Below are 16466 nucleotides of genomic sequence, written 5' to 3'. Positions count from 1 at the left end.
ATGGTCTGACCCGATCCGTCGGCGTACGCCAGAACAACCAGCGTCTGAGTACCGGTTGATGCCAGTGAACCCAGCTCGGCACGGTAGTCCGCTTTGCCGTCTTCGTGTGCTTCGTTTGCAGAAACAAAGCCGCTGAAGTTTGCTTCCAGCGCATCGGCGAAGCCTTTACCGTAGTCGTTGTTCACGTAGGTAATCGCAATTTCATCGATACCTTTTGACTCAAGCAACTTGGCCAGCATTTCACCTTGGAAAGCGTCTGATGGCGCGGTACGGAATACCAGGTCGTTATCGTCCATATCCGTCAATGCCGGAGAGGTCGAAGCTGGAGACACCATAGGTACACCGGCAGGGATACCCACGTTATTGGCCGCGGCAATGGTAGAACCAGAGCACAACGCACCAACAATACCGATAACGCCTTCAGAGTTAATCAAACGGTCTGCACCGTTCGATGCAGCAGATGCATCGACACAGGTGGTGTCAGCACTCGGCATGGTAACGATGTCACCATCCAGAATACCGCCTTGGGTGTTAATCTGAGCGACGGCAACCTTCGCACCTTCGAAAATCGGTGGTGCCAGACTTTCAATGGGGCCAGTGAAGCCACCCAGAAAACCGATCTTAACCTCAGCCTGAGCGACACTCATTAATGAAGCAGCTGCGATAGCAGCGCCAATTATTTTTTTATTCATCATATTTTTTGACTCTCTTTATTCTTATGCCCTTGGGACGCTTTCATGTTGCGTAACTTTGACAGGAAATACAAGTAGAAACCGGCCTACCAGAGCCACGGCGAGCCGGATCGTTCAGAAAGTGTTCAGCCTGTAAAAACAACAGGGCTTTCTAGTCGGCAGCGTCCGTCAGCCAAAGGGCGGCATCGACGCGTTCCCCATGCAGGTTCATGCGCCAATCCAGATGAGGCCCGGTGGACCGTCCGGTACTGCCGACAGCGCCAATAATGTCACCCTGAGACAGTCTATCCCCAACTTTAACCCCGAGCTGCGAGAGATGCAGAAAGCTGGAGCTCAGCCCGCCTCCGTGATCAACAATCACGGTGCCGCCGCTGTAATAAAGGTCGGGTTCGGCTAATACCACGGTGCCACCAGCGGGCGTTTTAACGGGCGTGCCCTGTGGCGCGGCGTAATCGATCCCCCAGTGCGGCGATCGCGGCTCACCATTATAAAAACGCTGACTGCCATAAACGCCAGTGACCGGACCGGAGATCGGCGCAATAAAGGTGTCTTCGCGCCAATGGTTGAGATCATGCCCGCCCTGACGGGCTCGCCAGACTTGCTCAGCTTCGCGTTGAATGCGCTCGGTCACCGACGCTGGCGGTGTTACCCGGGAGGACTCAACACCATTCACGTATTGCACATTAAACTGCCGACTGGCGACCCAGATGGTTTCCGTTTCCTGACGACCATCGGACGCTTTCGCAACCAAATCGTAGAGTCCGCCAGCGTCCCGACTGAAACCGATTCCAGCGAAACCTTCGCTGTCAGTGAAGATTTCCTGATCGCGTAAATACAGCGTCACACCGGGCTTCGCTTGGATAATGGCGTATCCACCAGCGACGGCTTCGATTTGCATGACCATCATCAATTTTGTCGAAGATAGTGCGGGAAAACAGGTGAAAAGCATCGCTAAAATGAGGACAATTCGCATCGGGTTGATCAGCATCATTAACACTTTCTAATATACAACTATGGTGGACTCTCAGATTCGCCATGATCTGTCATACGGGATACGGTAACGCTGGAAACGGCTAACTTTTCCGGCAACGACAGAAACCAGTACCGTCAACTATAGTTACGATCATTGCCCGGATACCGTCAAATCCCGATAAATTCATGTTCAATTTAAATCAGGCTGGATAATGTCACAGAATATCTTAGTAATTAACTCCGGAAGCTCTTCCATTAAATTCTCTCTGTTCGATATGACCTCTGAGACCGAACAAGCCAGTGGTCTCGCTGAGCGCTTGGGCGGGGACGATGCCAGCCTGACGTTAAAATACTCCGGACAGAAAACCACGCTGGACCTTGCTCAGAGTGACTACCGCAGCACGCTGTCGGTCATCATCGACAAACTGACCGAGATCGGCCTGCTCGAAACCCTGCCCATGGCAATTGGACACCGGGTCGTTCATGGTGGTGAGTACTTCTCCGATCCAGTCGTCGTCTCAACCGATGTCATGGACAAAATCCGCAAAGTTATTCCACTGGCGCCGCTGCACAACCCGGCAAACCTGGCCGGTATGGAAGCCATTGCGGAACTGTATCCGGACATTCCACAGGTTGCTGTTTTTGACACCGCATTCCACCAGACATTACCAGCGAAAGCCTTCCTTTATGGTGTGCCTTACGAGTTGTACGAAGAGCTGGCGGTGCGACGTTACGGTTTCCACGGCATCAGCCATCAGTATGTTGCCAGTGAAGCGGCGCGTCGTTTGAACCTCGGCGATCAACACGGCATCATCACCGCTCACTTGGGTAACGGCTGCTCGGCCGCTGCTGTGGTGAATGGTCACTCCGTCGACACCACCATGGGGCTGACCCCATTGGAAGGTCTGGTGATGGGCACCCGAAGCGGCGATGTCGATCCGAACCTGCACCAGTTTCTACACGCACAAAAAGGCTGGGACATCGACCAGATTACCAACCTGCTCAATAAAGAAAGCGGCATGCTCGGCCTGACCGGCTTGTCCAACGATATGCGCACCATCGAGCAGGCCGCGAATGAAGGAAATGAACGAGCACAGCTGGCCCTGGATGTTTTCTGCTTCCGTCTGGCTCGTCAGATCGGCGCCCTGGCCGCCTCGCTGCCACAATTGGATGCCTTGGTCTTCACCGGCGGCATCGGCGAAAACTCCCGCACCGTGCGTGCCATGGTGATCGACAACCTGAAAGTCTTCGGGCTGAGCCTGAATGGTGAGTTAAACGCAGACAATGGTGACGAGCACGGTGTGATTTCCGGTGAAAACGGACCCAAGGTTATTGTGGTCAACACCAAAGAAGAACTCATGATTGCTAAAGAAGCCTTAGCGCTGGTGTAAACCAGCTAGTGGAGTGACATTTTGAAATATACCTACTTTATCTCAGCGACTGGGGCCGGTACCGGCCTGACATCAGTCTGTCTGGGTCTGGTGCGGGCGCTGGAACAACTTGGCGTCCGGGTCGCGTTCAGTAAACCCATCGCGCAACAGTTCGGGCCCGATGCCGAACCGGAACGTTCCACACACCTGGTGAACGCGACACTCGGCCTGAACCCGGCCAAGCCCATCAAGCTTTCACACGCGCAGCAACAGCTCGCGCTGGGCCAAACCGACCGTTTGATGGAAGACATCATTTCCATTGCGCAATCCTCTGGTGAAGGCGCTGACATCCTGATTGTCGAAGGCTTGGTCCCGGTTGCCGATGAAAACTACATTGCAGAACTGAACCGCAACATGGCGAAGGCGCTGGATGCGGATGTGATTCTGGTGTCGGCGAAAAACAAAGACAGCTCGGCGCAGTTGAATGAACGCATTAAAATGACGGCCAGCCTCTTTGGTGGGGTGAATCATAAGAGCGTTATCGGCTGCATTCTGAACAAAGTCGGCGCACCAGAGCCGGCTTCTCAGCAGGTGATTGCTGAAGAGGAGCCCGATGAAGCCGATCGTCACCGCACAGCGAAATCCCGCTCCATTGACGAACTGGAAGCCGTATTGCCGGTCTTCCAGGGTGACTCGTTTAAACTGATCGGTGCAGTCGCCTGGAATCCGCTTCTGGTTGCCCCGCGAACGATCGATGTTGCTGAACACCTGGGTGCAGACATCATCAATGCCGGCCAGATCAAGGAGCGTCGGGTCCAGAGCATCACCGTCTGTGCCCGCACCATGCCAAACATGCTGCACACCCTGAAAGCGGGGACCTTGGTTGTGACACCGGGTGACCGTGACGACATTCTGATGGCGTCCTCGATGGCGGCGCTCAATGGCGTACCACTGGCCGGGGTTATTTTAACCGGTGGTATCAAACCGGAAGACTCGGTTATGCAACTGTGTCACTCCGCCTTTGCCACCGGCCTGCCGGTGTTGACCTCGAACCTCAACACCTTCAGCTCAGCTCAGTACCTGAACTCAATGAACACTGAAGTTCCGGCCGATGACATTTCCCGCATGGAAAGCGTCATGGAAGCCGTGGCGTCATCCATCAATGCCAAATGGCTGGCCGAACGTGCCGAAGTGGTGGGCGAACGACGATTGTCGCCACCGGCCTTCCGACACCTGGTCGTGAAAAGCGCCCGTAAAGCCGCCAAACGGATCATTCTGCCAGAGGGTAATGAGCCGCGCACCATTACCGCAGCCGCCATCTGCCATGAAAAAGGCATTGCGCACTGTGTGTTGTTGGGCAACCCGGATGAAATTCATCGCGTCGCGCAAACGCAGAACATCGTGTTGCCGCCGTCCATTGAAATCATTGATCCGGAAAAAGCCCGACCCAAATACATTGAGCCCATGGTCGAGCTGCGTAAACACAAAGGCCTGACGGCCCCAATGGCAGAAGCCCAACTCGAAGACCCGATTGTACTGGGCACCATGATGTTGGCGCGGGATGAAGTGGACGGACTGGTCAGTGGTGCGGTCAACACCACCGCCAATACCGTTCGACCGGCGCTGCAGTTGGTTAAAACGCGTCCGGACAGCTCACTGGTCTCCTCCGTATTCTTCATGCTGTTGCCAGACCAGGCCGTTGTTTATGGCGATTGCGCCATCAACCCCGACCCGAACGCAGAACAACTGGCCGAAATTGCTATCCAGTCGGGCGATTCCGCAAAAGCCTTTGGCATTGAACCGCGCATTGCGATGATCTCGTATTCGACCGGACAATCGGGCAGCGGCAGCGATGTCGAGAAAGTACGCGAAGCCACCCGAATTGCCAAAGAACTCCGCCCGGATCTGCTGATCGACGGACCGCTACAGTACGACGCGGCCAGCACCCCATCGGTTGCGGCCAGCAAAGCGCCGGACAGCAAAGTTGCGGGGCGAGCCACTGTCTATGTGTTCCCGGACCTGAATACCGGCAACACGACCTACAAGGCCGTTCAACGCAGTGCCAATGTGGTCAGTATCGGCCCGATGCTGCAGGGCTTGCGCAAACCGGTCAACGACCTCTCGCGTGGCGCCCTGGTGGAGGACATTGTCTACACCATCGCATTGACAGCCATCCAGGCTGATCAGATGACCAACAGCTAACCTGCCCCCCTACGGCAGCGGCGGTAATCACCGCCCTGCCGTACATTTTTTATACGCCTCCATTAGAATCGTCTAAACTTTTCAGTCAGATCTCCGATAACGTCTCCAATCCCATCATCCTTTTTATTGCAGTAAGGGCCCCCTGCTATGAAACCGTTGAGCGTTAAACAGAAACTGACCTTCTCTACCGCCATAGTCGTCCTCGTCTTGTTAGCGGCGTATTCTTTTTTGAATTATCAACAAGCCAAAACCCGTGTCATCAACTCCGCAAACAACGACATTGCACGGGTGGGTGACAATCTTGCCGGGTTTGTCGCTGACTGGATCGAAGCCAAACGGACCATTTTGGACGCGGCATCCGGGTTTTCGGAGATTCGCTCGAGTCACAATCAAATTTTGGAACAGGGCCAACAGTCCGGCGATTTCCTCTACATGTACTTCGGGACCCGCGACGGCGAAATGATCATGTTCCCACAGGAAAGCCTTCCGGACGATTACGATCCTCGCACCCGGCCCTGGTATCAGCAGGCGACACAACAAAATGGCCCCATCCTGACAGAACCCTATGTTGATGCCAGCAGTGGCGCACTGGTCTTATCCTTTGCTCAGCCTACGGCCATTGGCGTTATCGCAGCGGACATTGCCATGACTCAGATCGCCAACGAAGTGTTGGACGTAAGCCTTGGTGTGTCTGGTATCGCCATCATGGTGGATGCTGACAATAATATTCTGATACACCCAGACAGCGAGCAGGTCGGCCAGCCGCTTAACAGTCTGATGGATACAACTGGCCTCGGTGAGCAGGTATCGACCCTCAAAACAGATTCACAGCCGTTGCTCGGGGCATCGTTTGCCGTCGACGGTACGCCTTGGCAAATCATCATTACCGTCGATCGCAAAGAAGCCCTGGCAGAGCTGACCAGTCTGGCGACCCGAAGCTGGATTCTGTCCTTGATCATCATTGGGTTGGTTACCCTGGCGGTGAGCGTGGCCATCGGGCTGCTGCTGAAACCATTGGACGCCTTGAAAAATGCGCTGGAAGACATTGCCGACGGTGATGCTGACCTGACCAAACGGCTTGATGTGATCAGTAAAGATGAAATCGGCCATCTGAGTACGTCGTTTAATCAGTTCGTTGATTCCATTCATCACCTGGTCATCGATGTGGTTGACTCGTCGGCACAACTGCTGGAACTGTCTCAACAGTCCAACTCGGCAGCGAGTGAAAACAATCTGTCCATTCAGAAGCAACAGGATGAAATCACTCAGGTCGCGGCGGCCATCCATGAAATGTCGTCAACCTCGGCAACGGTGGCCGAAAACGCTCGAATTACGGCGGAATCCGCGGAGGAGGCTCAGAAAGAGTCGGATAACAGTGAAACCAATGCCTCGAACAACCGTCAGCGCATGCGCAGCCTGACTGAACAGATCGACAACACCACGGGCGTTATTTCAAAACTGAATGAGCATGCACAGCAGATCAACTCGATTCTGACGACGATTCAGGGAATCGCTGAGCAAACCAACCTTTTGGCCCTGAATGCAGCCATTGAAGCGGCTCGTGCCGGTGAACAGGGACGAGGGTTTGCCGTCGTTGCTGACGAGGTTCGCTCACTGTCACAGCGCACGCACGAAGCCACTGGCGAAATCCAGACCATGATCGAAGCGCTCGGGGAGCATACTCGATCCGCCGTCACGCAGATGGATACCAGTAAAACCCTGGTTGAAGAAACCATGTCGACAGCCGAAGCGGTGTCACACAGCCAGGAAACCATCAAGCAGGTTATCACAGACATCAATCACCAGGCGGTGACCATTTCTGAAGCGGCACGTGAGCAGAATACCGCCACGGAAGAAATCAACCGCATCACTCAAACGATACAGCAGGAGTCTCAACAACTGTCAGAAAATGTGGAATCGGCGTATCACCTGTCGGAGCAGCTGAATGAACTGGGCGAACGTGTGCAGGCGCATTTGAAAGGTTTCCGAACCTGATCGAATCCGGGCCGTTAACAATGGTTTGTTAAGGGCCCGGCTTTACTGAACTTATGCCCCAAGGCGGGCCCGCTTAAAGAGGTTGGAACGCGGTGCTTTAACGTAATGGGTGGCAAACTTGGCCGGTGAATAAAGCTCCATTTTGTGTCGATCGGCTGCTGGCTGCCACTCGGAACCTGCGACCAACGTGGCCTGATCAAACCGAAAACCAAAGCCTCTGCGCACTCGAACCTGAACGACTTTAAGAAGCCCGTCGGCGTGGTCTGAGTCATCACCCGTTGCGATTGGCAACGCATCACATTGCAACCCGATGGCTCTCACCTTAAGCGCGACGGCCGATTCTGAGGCCGCAGACACCAATGCAACGGCCGTCTCAGGATGATTCTGTAACCGATTGACCACGTCGATCATCGGGTAATTGGCCGACACCACACTGGGCCGAATAATAAACTGACGTCTAAGATGAAAGGCGAACCGTTCCCGCAGCGCCTTCAACTCGCTCGCCGAAGGCAAAACCCCGGTAGCTTGATACCAGATGGATTTAAAATCACTGATTGAATGAATTGATTCAGGACTGATACTTCGCTCCGTGAGATCCTGAATTGCGCTGGCCATAGCCAGCCCGTCCATGGTACTTGCCTGACACAAGGCTGTGTCAAGATCAAACACCATTAACCGCATGTTTCCTACTCCGTCTTGCTATCCAGATCATACGTCTGGTTATCTGTTATTCTTGTGGTCTCAGTGAACTGAACAGACCCGGGTTTTTTAACATCTACAAGGGCAGATTTGCTCTGCTCAAGCTCGAGTCTTCAAAACATCCTAAATAAAACGGTAATGCTATGAAAGCGGTATTTCTGGATCGTGCGACCTTTCCGACACACATCACATTTGAACCACCCTCGGCTGTGACCGATTGGAAAGAATACGGGAAAACGACGCCGGATCAGCGACTTTCAAGGTGTCAAAATGCCGATATTATTGTCACCAACAAGGTCGTCATTGATCGAGATCTGATCAGCCAGTTGCCTCAACTGAAACTGATCGCCGTCACCGCGACCGGTACCAACAATATTGATCTGGACGCCTGTCGTGACCATCAGATCCAGGTGGTCAATGCCACCGATTACGGAACCCACTCCGTGGCCGAACACACACTGATGTTGATGCTCGCGCTTAGCCGCCAACTGCGAACCTATCTGGAAGCGAATGAACGCCGTTCATGGAGTCAAAGCCCGTTTTTCTGTGACCTGCTCAGCCCAATCAGTACCCTACACGGCAAACGGTTAACTATTCTTGGGCGCGGCACTCTTGGTTCTGCCGTCGCCGATCTGGCCAGTGCACTGGGTATGGACGTCTGCTTTGCCGAGCATCGCGGTGCCGACCCCGTACGACCCGGATACATCGCCTTTGAATCAGCACTGCGTGACGCTGACGTGGTGTCGTTACACTGCCCGCTGACAGATGACACCTATCAGTTGATCAACCAGGAAACCTTGAGCTGGATGAAACCGACAGCTTTACTCATCAACACCGGTCGGGGTGACCTGGTCAATGAAACGGACCTGTTGCATGCGCTTAAAAACGGCGATATTGCCGGCGCCGCGCTGGACGTTGCTTCGGTCGAGCCCCCTGCTGAGGATGCCCTCATCTGGGCCCTGCAAGCGCTGCCGAACGTTATCATTACGCCGCACATTGCCTGGGCTTCGGACGAAGCGATGAACAATTTGATCGGACAAATCCTTCAAAAAATTGCCGATTTTTCAGAGGGAAACCCGGTTAACAACCTGGCCGGTTCTCGGTAAAACCGATGCTTTTCGTGGATTAACGGCCATCAAAAACGAGAAAAAACCAAGCCAACACTGTTGCGTCGGGCTCATAAGTGTCTGCTCAGATTACACATAATAGCGATACCCCCCGCCTGGCTTGGTTTTCAACACGTTCACACCGCTTTAAAACACAGCCGTATATTAATTTTCAGGCCATTTCAAGCACTCTGATAAGGCTTTATAATTTCACGCTATTGAACAGTACCTGAGCGCCCCTGCTGTGAAACTGATTCAACAAAGGATTTGATGAGTGAGCGTTATTGATTTTCTGAAAGAGAAAAGTGACCGATTGGCAAAAAACCGGGATGAACTTTTTGAACTGCTGAACCCACAATTTCGTGAGTATTTTGCAGAAGCCATGAACCACGCCCGGAACAGTCAGTGGCTTAGCTGGGCTTTGGATCAGAAAAAAATAACCGCTGGGTCCGATACCACCGGCCAGTCGGCCGAACAGTGGCCGTTGGCGACCAACTCTGCTGCCAACTCGATGCTGCAGACGCTGTCCGCAAGTCTGAATGAGACCGTCTACGTGGGTGAGTGGATGACGGTCAGCCAAGAACAGATCGACGCGTTTGCTTCGGTCACCGACGATCATCAGTGGATTCACACTGATCCTGAACGCGCGAATGCGGAATCCCCTTTCCGTTCTACCATTGCTCATGGCTTTCTGACGCTGTCTCTGATTCCAAAACTGACCAATGCCGTGAACGCCGATACCCCGCCGTACCCAGGTGCAAAAATGGTCGTCAACATGGGGCTGAATCAGGTCAGGTATCCTTACCCGGTGAAGGTCAACTCACGCATCCGAGCCACCAAGAAAGTCATCGAGGTGACACCGGTACGTCGTGGTTTGGAAGTTACCGAAGAAATTACCGTTGAGATTGAAGGCTGTCGTCGCCCCGGGTGTGTCGCCCACACGGTAATGCTGCTGATGTACTGATCCGGTCGCGTTACGTCGACCGTTTCCAGCCAAAGGTCACCCGCTCCTGATTGCCATAGTCTCGGCGGGTATCAACTCTCAAAAAGCCAGCATCCTGTAGCAACGCTCGCACAGCGTCCCCTTGCTGCCAACCATGCTCAATGAAAACACCACCACCCGGTCGAAGGCAGCGCTGAGCCTGATCCACGATGATGGAGATATCCGCTAAACCGTGCTGGTCAGCCACCAGCGCACTTTCCGGTTCGAAACGCACATCACCCTGTGACAAATGCTCGTCATCGGCATCAATGTAGGGAGGGTTTGAGACCAGAATGTCGATGCTGTCATCGGCCAGATCCGCACACCAGTTCCCGACACGAAACGTCACATCAAGACCCAGACGCTGGGCATTTTCTGTAGCCAGGGCCACCGCCTCGGGGACTCGATCAATGCCTTCGACTTGCCACTTTGGTCGTTCGGATTTCAGTGCCAGCGCGATCGCGCCGGTCCCGGTGCCCAGATCAACACAGCGGTATTCGCCATCAGGGGCATCGGCTAACACTTGTTCGACCAACACTTCTGTGTCGGGTCGGGGGATCAGAGTATGCGGCGCCGTTTTCAGCGGTAAGGACCAGAACTCCCGCTCTCCAACGATGTATGCCACCGGCTCTCCAGACAGGCGCCGCTGACAACCGTCCTGAAAACGATGATGCTGGGCCTCGCTCAACTCATGTTCAGGCCAGGCATAAAGAAAACTGCGGGGTTTCTCTAAAACAGTCGCGAGCAGGACATCGACATCCAATGCGTCTAAGCCCTGCTCAATGGCCACCCGACGAAGCTGGCCCAGCGCTCGGCTCACGATTGCCCCATTTCGGCAAACAACTGAGCCTGATGCTCCTGCAGCAACGGTTGAATGATGTGATCCAGTTGTCCGCCGATCACTTCATCGAGCTTATACAACGTCAGATTGATGCGATGGTCGGTGACACGACCCTGAGGAAAATTATAAGTACGAATGCGCTCTGAGCGATCACCGGAACCGACCAATGATTTACGCTGGTCGGCCTGTTCGCGGGCGGCAGCGGATTCCTGAGCATCTTTCAGTTTTGCGGCCAACAACGACATTGCTCGCGCTTTATTCTTATGCTGTGAACGTTCATCCTGACACTCGACAACGATGCCGGTCGGCAAATGCGTCAGGCGAATCGCCGAATCGGTTTTGTTAACGTGCTGACCACCGGCGCCAGACGCGCGAAAGGTATCGACACGAAGATCGTTTTTATCGATCTCAATGCTTTCCAGTTCGTCGGCTTCAGGCATGACAGCCACTGTACAGGCCGATGTATGAATGCGACCCTGTGATTCCGTTTCCGGCACTCGCTGTACCCGATGAGCACCGGACTCAAACTTTAACTGCGAGTAAACGCGTTCACCGCTCAAACGGGAAATGATTTCTTTGTAGCCGCCATGCTCGCCTTCGCTTGCTGACAGCACTTCGACCCGCCAGCCCATTTTTTCAGCGTATCGAGAATACATCCGGAACAGATCACCGGAAAAAATGGCGGCCTCGTCACCACCGGTCCCCGCGCGGACTTCCAGATACACGTTTTTATGATCGTTGGGATCTTTCGGCAACAGAAGAATCTGCAGTTGCTCGTCCAGTTCCTCTCTGAGCGCCTCGGCGGAGGCTAACTCATCCTTGCCCATTTCACGCATGTCAGGGTCTTCATCGTCGAGCAAACCGCGCGCGGCTTCAATGTCGGCTTCGCAGGCGGTGTAACGGCTGAAGCATTGGACGACATTTTCAAGTTCGGCGTATTCCTGAGAATACTGACGAAAGGCGGTTTGATCTGAAATCACGTCTGGCTGTGACAACAAAAGCCCAAGCTCTTCATAACGTTCAGTCAGCTCGGTGAGTTTCTGGTGAATGGAGTCTTTCATAGGGTCTCAGGGATCAATATCAAATAAGCGCATCGCCAGGGTCGCGGCATCATCTTCGCCCTGCTCGTGCGCACGTCTCAGTGCAACGGTTGGCCCATGCATCAGTTTGTTGGTGAGGTTATGCGCCAGCTGCTGTGCCACCTTTTTCGGATCATTACCCGCGTCCAGGGCCCGCTCGGCTTTTTCCAATTCGGCCAGTTGCACCAGCTTGGCACGTGCCCGGATTTCCCGAATCGCATCGGTCGCGGACCGACCACTTAATGAACTGATGAACTCATCGGTTTGCTGTTCGATGATTTTCCGGGCATCGACCGCCGCCTTTTCGCGACTTCGACGATTATCTTCAATGACCGTGCGCAGGTCATCGACCGTGTATAAAAATACGTCATCCAACTCGGCCACTTCACTTTCCACATCACGGGGAACCGCAATGTCGACCATGAACACCGGCTTATGCCGGCGCTGCTTAAGGGCGCGCTCAACCATGCCCTTGCCGATCAACGGCAACTGACTGGCGGTGGACGTAATGACGATGTCGGCCTTGGGTAACTCGTCCGGGATATCCGACAGCAAACAGGCCCGGGCATTGAACTCATTCGCCAGCGCTTCGGCCCGGGCCAGGGTCCGGTTGGCAACGGTCAGGTGTTTAAGCCCGCGTTCCCGAAGGTGTCGTGCAACGAGATCGATCGTTTCACCGGCACCCACCAACAACGCATGACATTTAGACAAATCAGAGAAAATACGTGTCGACAAACTGACGGCGGCATAGGCGATGCTGACGGCATTTTCACCAATGGCCGTTTCTGTGCGTACTTTTTTCGCCACTTTAAAGGAATGCTGGAAAAGAAAGTTCAGCGTCGAGCCGACTGAGTTGTATTCCTGGGCAACCGCGTAGGCCGATTTCAGCTGGCCCAGAATCTGAGGTTCGCCGAGCACCATCGAATCCAGTCCGGCGGCCACCTGACTGATATGCTCGACAGCGTCTTTATCGGTATGAACATAGGTGCAATGCCGAAGCGCTTCAGGATCGAGATGATGTACCGACGCCATCCACTGAATCAGCGCATCCGACGCAGTCGTCGCATCCTCAGCCGAACAATAGATTTCACTGCGATTGCAGGTCGACAGAATCACAGACTCCTGAATTCCGGGTAATCCCAACACCGATTGCAATGACTCGGACATCGTCTCAGGCGTGAAGCTGACTTTCTCCCGAATATCGACCGACGCCGTGTTGTGATTTATCCCAATGGCCAATAACGACATGCCTGTGGAACGACCTCAGTTTGTAAAAACGCGGTATTCTAACGACTTTGCCAAAAATTGGCGACTAGGCCTATGCTAATATCCGGTCGAATCATGTAAATTCGTTGTCTGACCGCAGGATGTCTATGCCTTTCTTTCTGAAATCATTCTCATTGACCAGTCTTTGCTCCATTGCGCTATTGAGCAGCTGTGCACAGGTACCGGCTGACACCACCGCCAAACAAGAACAGACGACACCAACTCAACCCGATCAACCAGCCGTTCCGGCGGAAACCGTCCGTAAGGCCTCCCTCACCGGCGCCGACCTCTTTCAACTGCTGCTTGCTGAGATTGCGACCAACCGTCGAGAATATGGTGCCGCCGCCGCACTGTATGGCGAGCTCAGCGATACACACGATGATGTGGCCATCATTGAACGGGCCGTCGCACTGAACCAGACGATTGGCAATTACGAAGATCTGCAACGTCATGCGGAAAAGTTCCTTCGCTTACGCCCCGACGATGAGCGCGCTCATGCGGCGGTCACGCTGGCCACGACTGCGCAAGGTGATGCTCCAGCCACCAATACTGCATTGACCAACTGGCTGTCACTGGCGCCAGAGGCCGATGTCAGCATCCTTTTATCGGCGTTAGAACAACTGGATGCCAGTCAGCTGGAAGAGTTTGCCGGAATGCTTGCCAACGTCAGTGAACAGCACCCTGACTCGGGTAGCCTTTATTACGTTCGCAGTCGTCTGGTTGCGGCACTGGACCGCCCTGAAGATGCGCTCCAGCTAACGGATCAATCTTTATCCGCAGGGCCCAGCATTCAAGCCGGCTTGTTCCGCTACCAGTTACTTGAATCCGAAAATCGCATTGATGAGGCTGGCCAGGTTATTTCAGACCTTTACCGCCGGCATCCGGACAACCGTCAGATCGCCATTCAACTGACCCGCCACCTGTATCAGCATGATCAAAACCTTTCTCGTCTGAAAACCCTGTACAGCCGCTTCCCCACGGAACCGGTCATTGCCCGTACCTATGCGCTCACCGCCTTCCAACAGGAATCGTACGATACGGCGCAAGCCGTCTTTCAGCGCCTGCAGAAACAAGGCTTTGAGCCGGAAGCCAATTATTACCTTGGCCGTATTGACCTGCAGAATGCGCTGCCCGACCTCGCCGTATCCCATTTTTCGTTGGTGACGGAACCGCCTTACCTGACCTCGGCCATGGCGGAATGGGTTAACATGGCGCGTCCTGAAGATGAAACTGCCCTGATCCAGGCGTTAAACACCGCACGCGAAGCCCATCCGGACCAGGCAGAAACCTTATGGCGGCTGGAAGCGAGTTATTATCAGGTCATTGAGCAACAAGAGTCGGCCTGGTCCAGCCTCAATGAAGCGTTAATCCAGTTCCCGACCAGTGAAGCCCTGCTTTACGACCAGGCTATGTTGGCCGCGCAACTTAATCGCTACCCAACATTGGAAGCAAACTTACAAACCATCCTTGAATCTGACCCCGACAACATCAACGCGCTCAATGCGCTGGGCTATACCTGGGCGGATCTGAACAAAAATCTGACTCGAGCGGAACAGATGATCGATCAGGCTCTGTCCGCGGAACCGGATAATCCGGCTTTTCAGGACTCCAAAGGCTGGCTGCTGTACCGACAAGGCAACCCGGAAGAAGCGCTCAACTGGCTCGAAAAAGCCTTTGAACAGATGGAAAACGATGAGGTCGCCGCCCACCTCGCCGAAGTGCTGTGGACCTTGGGCCGGGAAGAAGAAGCTTTGGAACGACTCAATGACGTCATTCGACTGAACCCTGAAAGCCAGTATATCGGGGAGCTCAATGAACTGTTTACGCGTTAATCCGGCCATTGTTCTGCTGGCGCTGTTGTTAAGCGCCTGCTCACTAAACCCAATCAAAACCACGGAGCCATTGGGTCACTGGTCGTTCAGTGGCAAGATGGCGGTTCGCAATGCCACCGAAGCCAGCAGCTTTAATGTGGTGTGGCAGCAGGCTGACGACCAGTACACCATCGAACTGAGCGGCCCACTGGGCCAGGGTGCGGTCACCGTTATCGGCGAACCCGGCTCCGTCGAGCTGCAGCGAGGTGATGATCGCTGGTCATCCTACAGCCTGAATGCGCTGGTCTATGAGGTGACCGAGATGGATCTGCCGCTGGAACATCTGAAGTATTGGGTGCGGGCACTCCCCGATCCGACAGCCCCTCACGAACTGCAACGGAACAGTACCAATTTAGTCAGTACCATTGACCAATCCGGCTGGCACGTTGAAATTTCCGACTACTTTATAACCGAGCAAGGCAACCAACCGCGGAAACTGGCATTTTCCCGAGCGGGCAACAGCGGTAAACTGGTGATCCGCCAATGGACGATCGCTTCAAACGACCGCTGACACATGCCCAACACCTTAACAATGCCGGCTCCGGCAAAGCTGAACCGCTTTCTGCACATTACCGGACGCCGACCCGACGGCTATCACGAGCTGCAGACTTTGTTTCAGATGCTCGACTGGTCAGATCAACTGACCTTCACACCGACATCGCAGCCAGGTCTGCTGTTTCATTGTTCAGATCCGGCACTGGAAACGGACGACAATCTGGTGGCCCGGGCTTATCGCTTAATCTGCGAGCAAGTTGATCAAGAACTTCCCGTCAGCATTCATTTGCAGAAGTTCCTGCCAATGGGCGGCGGACTGGGCGGGGGCAGTTCCGATGCGGCCTCCACCTTACTTGGATTAAACCAGCTGTTTAACCTCAACCTCGATCAACCTACTCTGGAACGCCTCGGTCGTACCCTTGGCGCCGATGTTCCGGTGTTTGTGCGCGGGCAAACCGCCTGGGCAGAAGGCATTGGTGACAAGTTGACCCCCATCGCACTGGATGAACTCTGGCATATCATCGTGCACCCCAATGTTCATGTATCAACCGCGACGCTCTTCTCACACCCTGAATTGACACGTGATACCCCGGTTAGCACAATACAGCCGGAACTGGCCATCCATGGCCACAATGATTTTGAACCACTGGTTCGACGGTTGTATCCGCAAATCGATCAGGCATTTGAGTGTTGCCAGGATTACGGAAACGCCAGACTGACCGGTACCGGTGCTTGTCTGTTTATGACAATGCCCGATCAGGCGAGTGCAGAAAACGTGCGACATTCCATACAAGATCGACTTCCCGATGCCAATGTCTATGCGGTTCGTGGACGGAATCTATCACCGGCACATCAACACCTGAGTGCCGGTCGAGCCTGACCCGGATTTAACGCCG

Annotated in this window: 14 protein-coding genes; 8 read left to right on the top strand and 6 right to left on the bottom strand. The window is 54.1% G+C overall.

The window, feature by feature from the left end; translation table 11 throughout:
• Positions 1-695, bottom strand: a 695-nt coding sequence (locus tag MED297_RS05395) for an ABC transporter substrate-binding protein (RefSeq protein WP_008043021.1), incomplete at its 3' end; no start/stop codon positions are given.
• A gap of 148 nt (positions 696-843) precedes the next feature.
• On the bottom strand, positions 844-1590 hold the full coding sequence (locus MED297_RS05390; RefSeq protein WP_202594504.1) for a M23 family metallopeptidase: 747 nt from the start codon (positions 1588-1590) through the stop codon (positions 844-846).
• Positions 1591-1876: 286 nt separating this feature from the next.
• On the opposite strand from MED297_RS05390, the gene MED297_RS05385 reads away from it, so the two are divergent.
• The 3 genes from MED297_RS05385 (at position 1877) to MED297_RS05375 (ending at position 7231) form a co-directional block, all read left to right on the top strand.
• Positions 1877-3055, top strand: coding sequence for an acetate/propionate family kinase (locus MED297_RS05385; protein ID WP_008043019.1), 1179 nt, complete (start codon positions 1877-1879; stop codon positions 3053-3055).
• Between the two features lie 21 nt (positions 3056-3076).
• Complete coding sequence (pta, locus tag MED297_RS05380) at positions 3077-5236, top strand: phosphate acetyltransferase (protein ID WP_008043018.1); 2160 nt, start codon at positions 3077-3079, stop codon at positions 5234-5236.
• A gap of 147 nt (positions 5237-5383) precedes the next feature.
• On the top strand, positions 5384-7231 hold the full coding sequence (locus MED297_RS05375; RefSeq protein WP_008043017.1) for a methyl-accepting chemotaxis protein: 1848 nt from the start codon (positions 5384-5386) through the stop codon (positions 7229-7231).
• Between the two features lie 51 nt (positions 7232-7282).
• On the opposite strand, the gene MED297_RS05370 is transcribed toward MED297_RS05375, so the two are convergent.
• Positions 7283-7912 carry an HAD family hydrolase gene (locus tag MED297_RS05370; RefSeq protein ID WP_008043015.1) on the bottom strand — a complete coding sequence of 210 codons (630 nt, stop codon included), beginning with the start codon at positions 7910-7912 and terminating at the stop codon, positions 7283-7285.
• 161 nt (positions 7913-8073) lie between these two features.
• Between MED297_RS05370 and MED297_RS05365 the strand changes: the two genes are divergently transcribed.
• Positions 8074-9036, top strand: a complete 963-nt coding sequence (locus MED297_RS05365) for a D-2-hydroxyacid dehydrogenase (RefSeq protein WP_008043014.1) — start codon at positions 8074-8076, stop codon at positions 9034-9036.
• Between the two features lie 274 nt (positions 9037-9310).
• Entirely contained in the window at positions 9311-10000 is a 690-nt protein-coding gene (locus MED297_RS05360; RefSeq protein ID WP_008043013.1) for a MaoC family dehydratase, read from the top strand.
• Between the two features lie 10 nt (positions 10001-10010).
• Here the strand turns inward: MED297_RS05360 and prmC are convergent, their stop codons facing one another.
• Genes prmC through hemA form a run of 3 tightly spaced genes read right to left on the bottom strand, consistent with a single transcriptional unit; the run spans position 10011 to position 13186 of the window.
• A complete protein-coding gene (gene prmC / locus MED297_RS05355) occupies positions 10011-10838 on the bottom strand; it encodes a peptide chain release factor N(5)-glutamine methyltransferase (protein WP_008043012.1) in 828 nt (275 codons plus the stop codon).
• Positions 10835-11920, bottom strand: a complete 1086-nt coding sequence (prfA, locus tag MED297_RS05350) for a peptide chain release factor 1 (protein ID WP_008043010.1) — start codon at positions 11918-11920, stop codon at positions 10835-10837. The genes prmC and prfA overlap by 4 nt, the downstream gene beginning before the upstream one ends.
• Before the next feature lie 6 nt (positions 11921-11926).
• Positions 11927-13186, bottom strand: coding sequence for a glutamyl-tRNA reductase (hemA, locus tag MED297_RS05345; RefSeq protein WP_008043008.1), 1260 nt, complete (start codon positions 13184-13186; stop codon positions 11927-11929).
• 125 nt (positions 13187-13311) lie between these two features.
• Here hemA and MED297_RS05340 point away from each other — a divergent pair, with 125 nt between their 5' ends.
• From MED297_RS05340 to ispE, 3 genes are read left to right on the top strand one after another with little or no spacing between them, the layout of a single operon-like run.
• Positions 13312-15036, top strand: coding sequence for a tetratricopeptide repeat protein (locus MED297_RS05340; RefSeq protein WP_008043006.1), 1725 nt, complete (start codon positions 13312-13314; stop codon positions 15034-15036).
• Positions 15017-15586, top strand: coding sequence for a lipoprotein insertase outer membrane protein LolB (gene lolB, locus MED297_RS21075; protein WP_008043005.1), 570 nt, complete (start codon positions 15017-15019; stop codon positions 15584-15586). The genes MED297_RS05340 and lolB overlap by 20 nt, the downstream gene beginning before the upstream one ends.
• A 3-nt stretch (positions 15587-15589) precedes the next feature.
• The gene (gene ispE / locus MED297_RS05330) at positions 15590-16450 is read left to right on the top strand and encodes a 4-(cytidine 5'-diphospho)-2-C-methyl-D-erythritol kinase (protein ID WP_008043003.1); all 861 of its coding nucleotides are present in this window, start codon (positions 15590-15592) and stop codon (positions 16448-16450) included.
• Positions 16451-16466: the final 16 nt, after the last annotated feature.

This window comes from Reinekea blandensis MED297, from assembly GCF_000153185.1.
GTDB classification, from domain to species: domain Bacteria; phylum Pseudomonadota; class Gammaproteobacteria; order Pseudomonadales; family Natronospirillaceae; genus Reinekea; species Reinekea blandensis.
The sequence above is the reverse complement of the archived record's forward strand: the minus strand, read 5'-3'. Positions and strand labels throughout refer to the sequence as shown.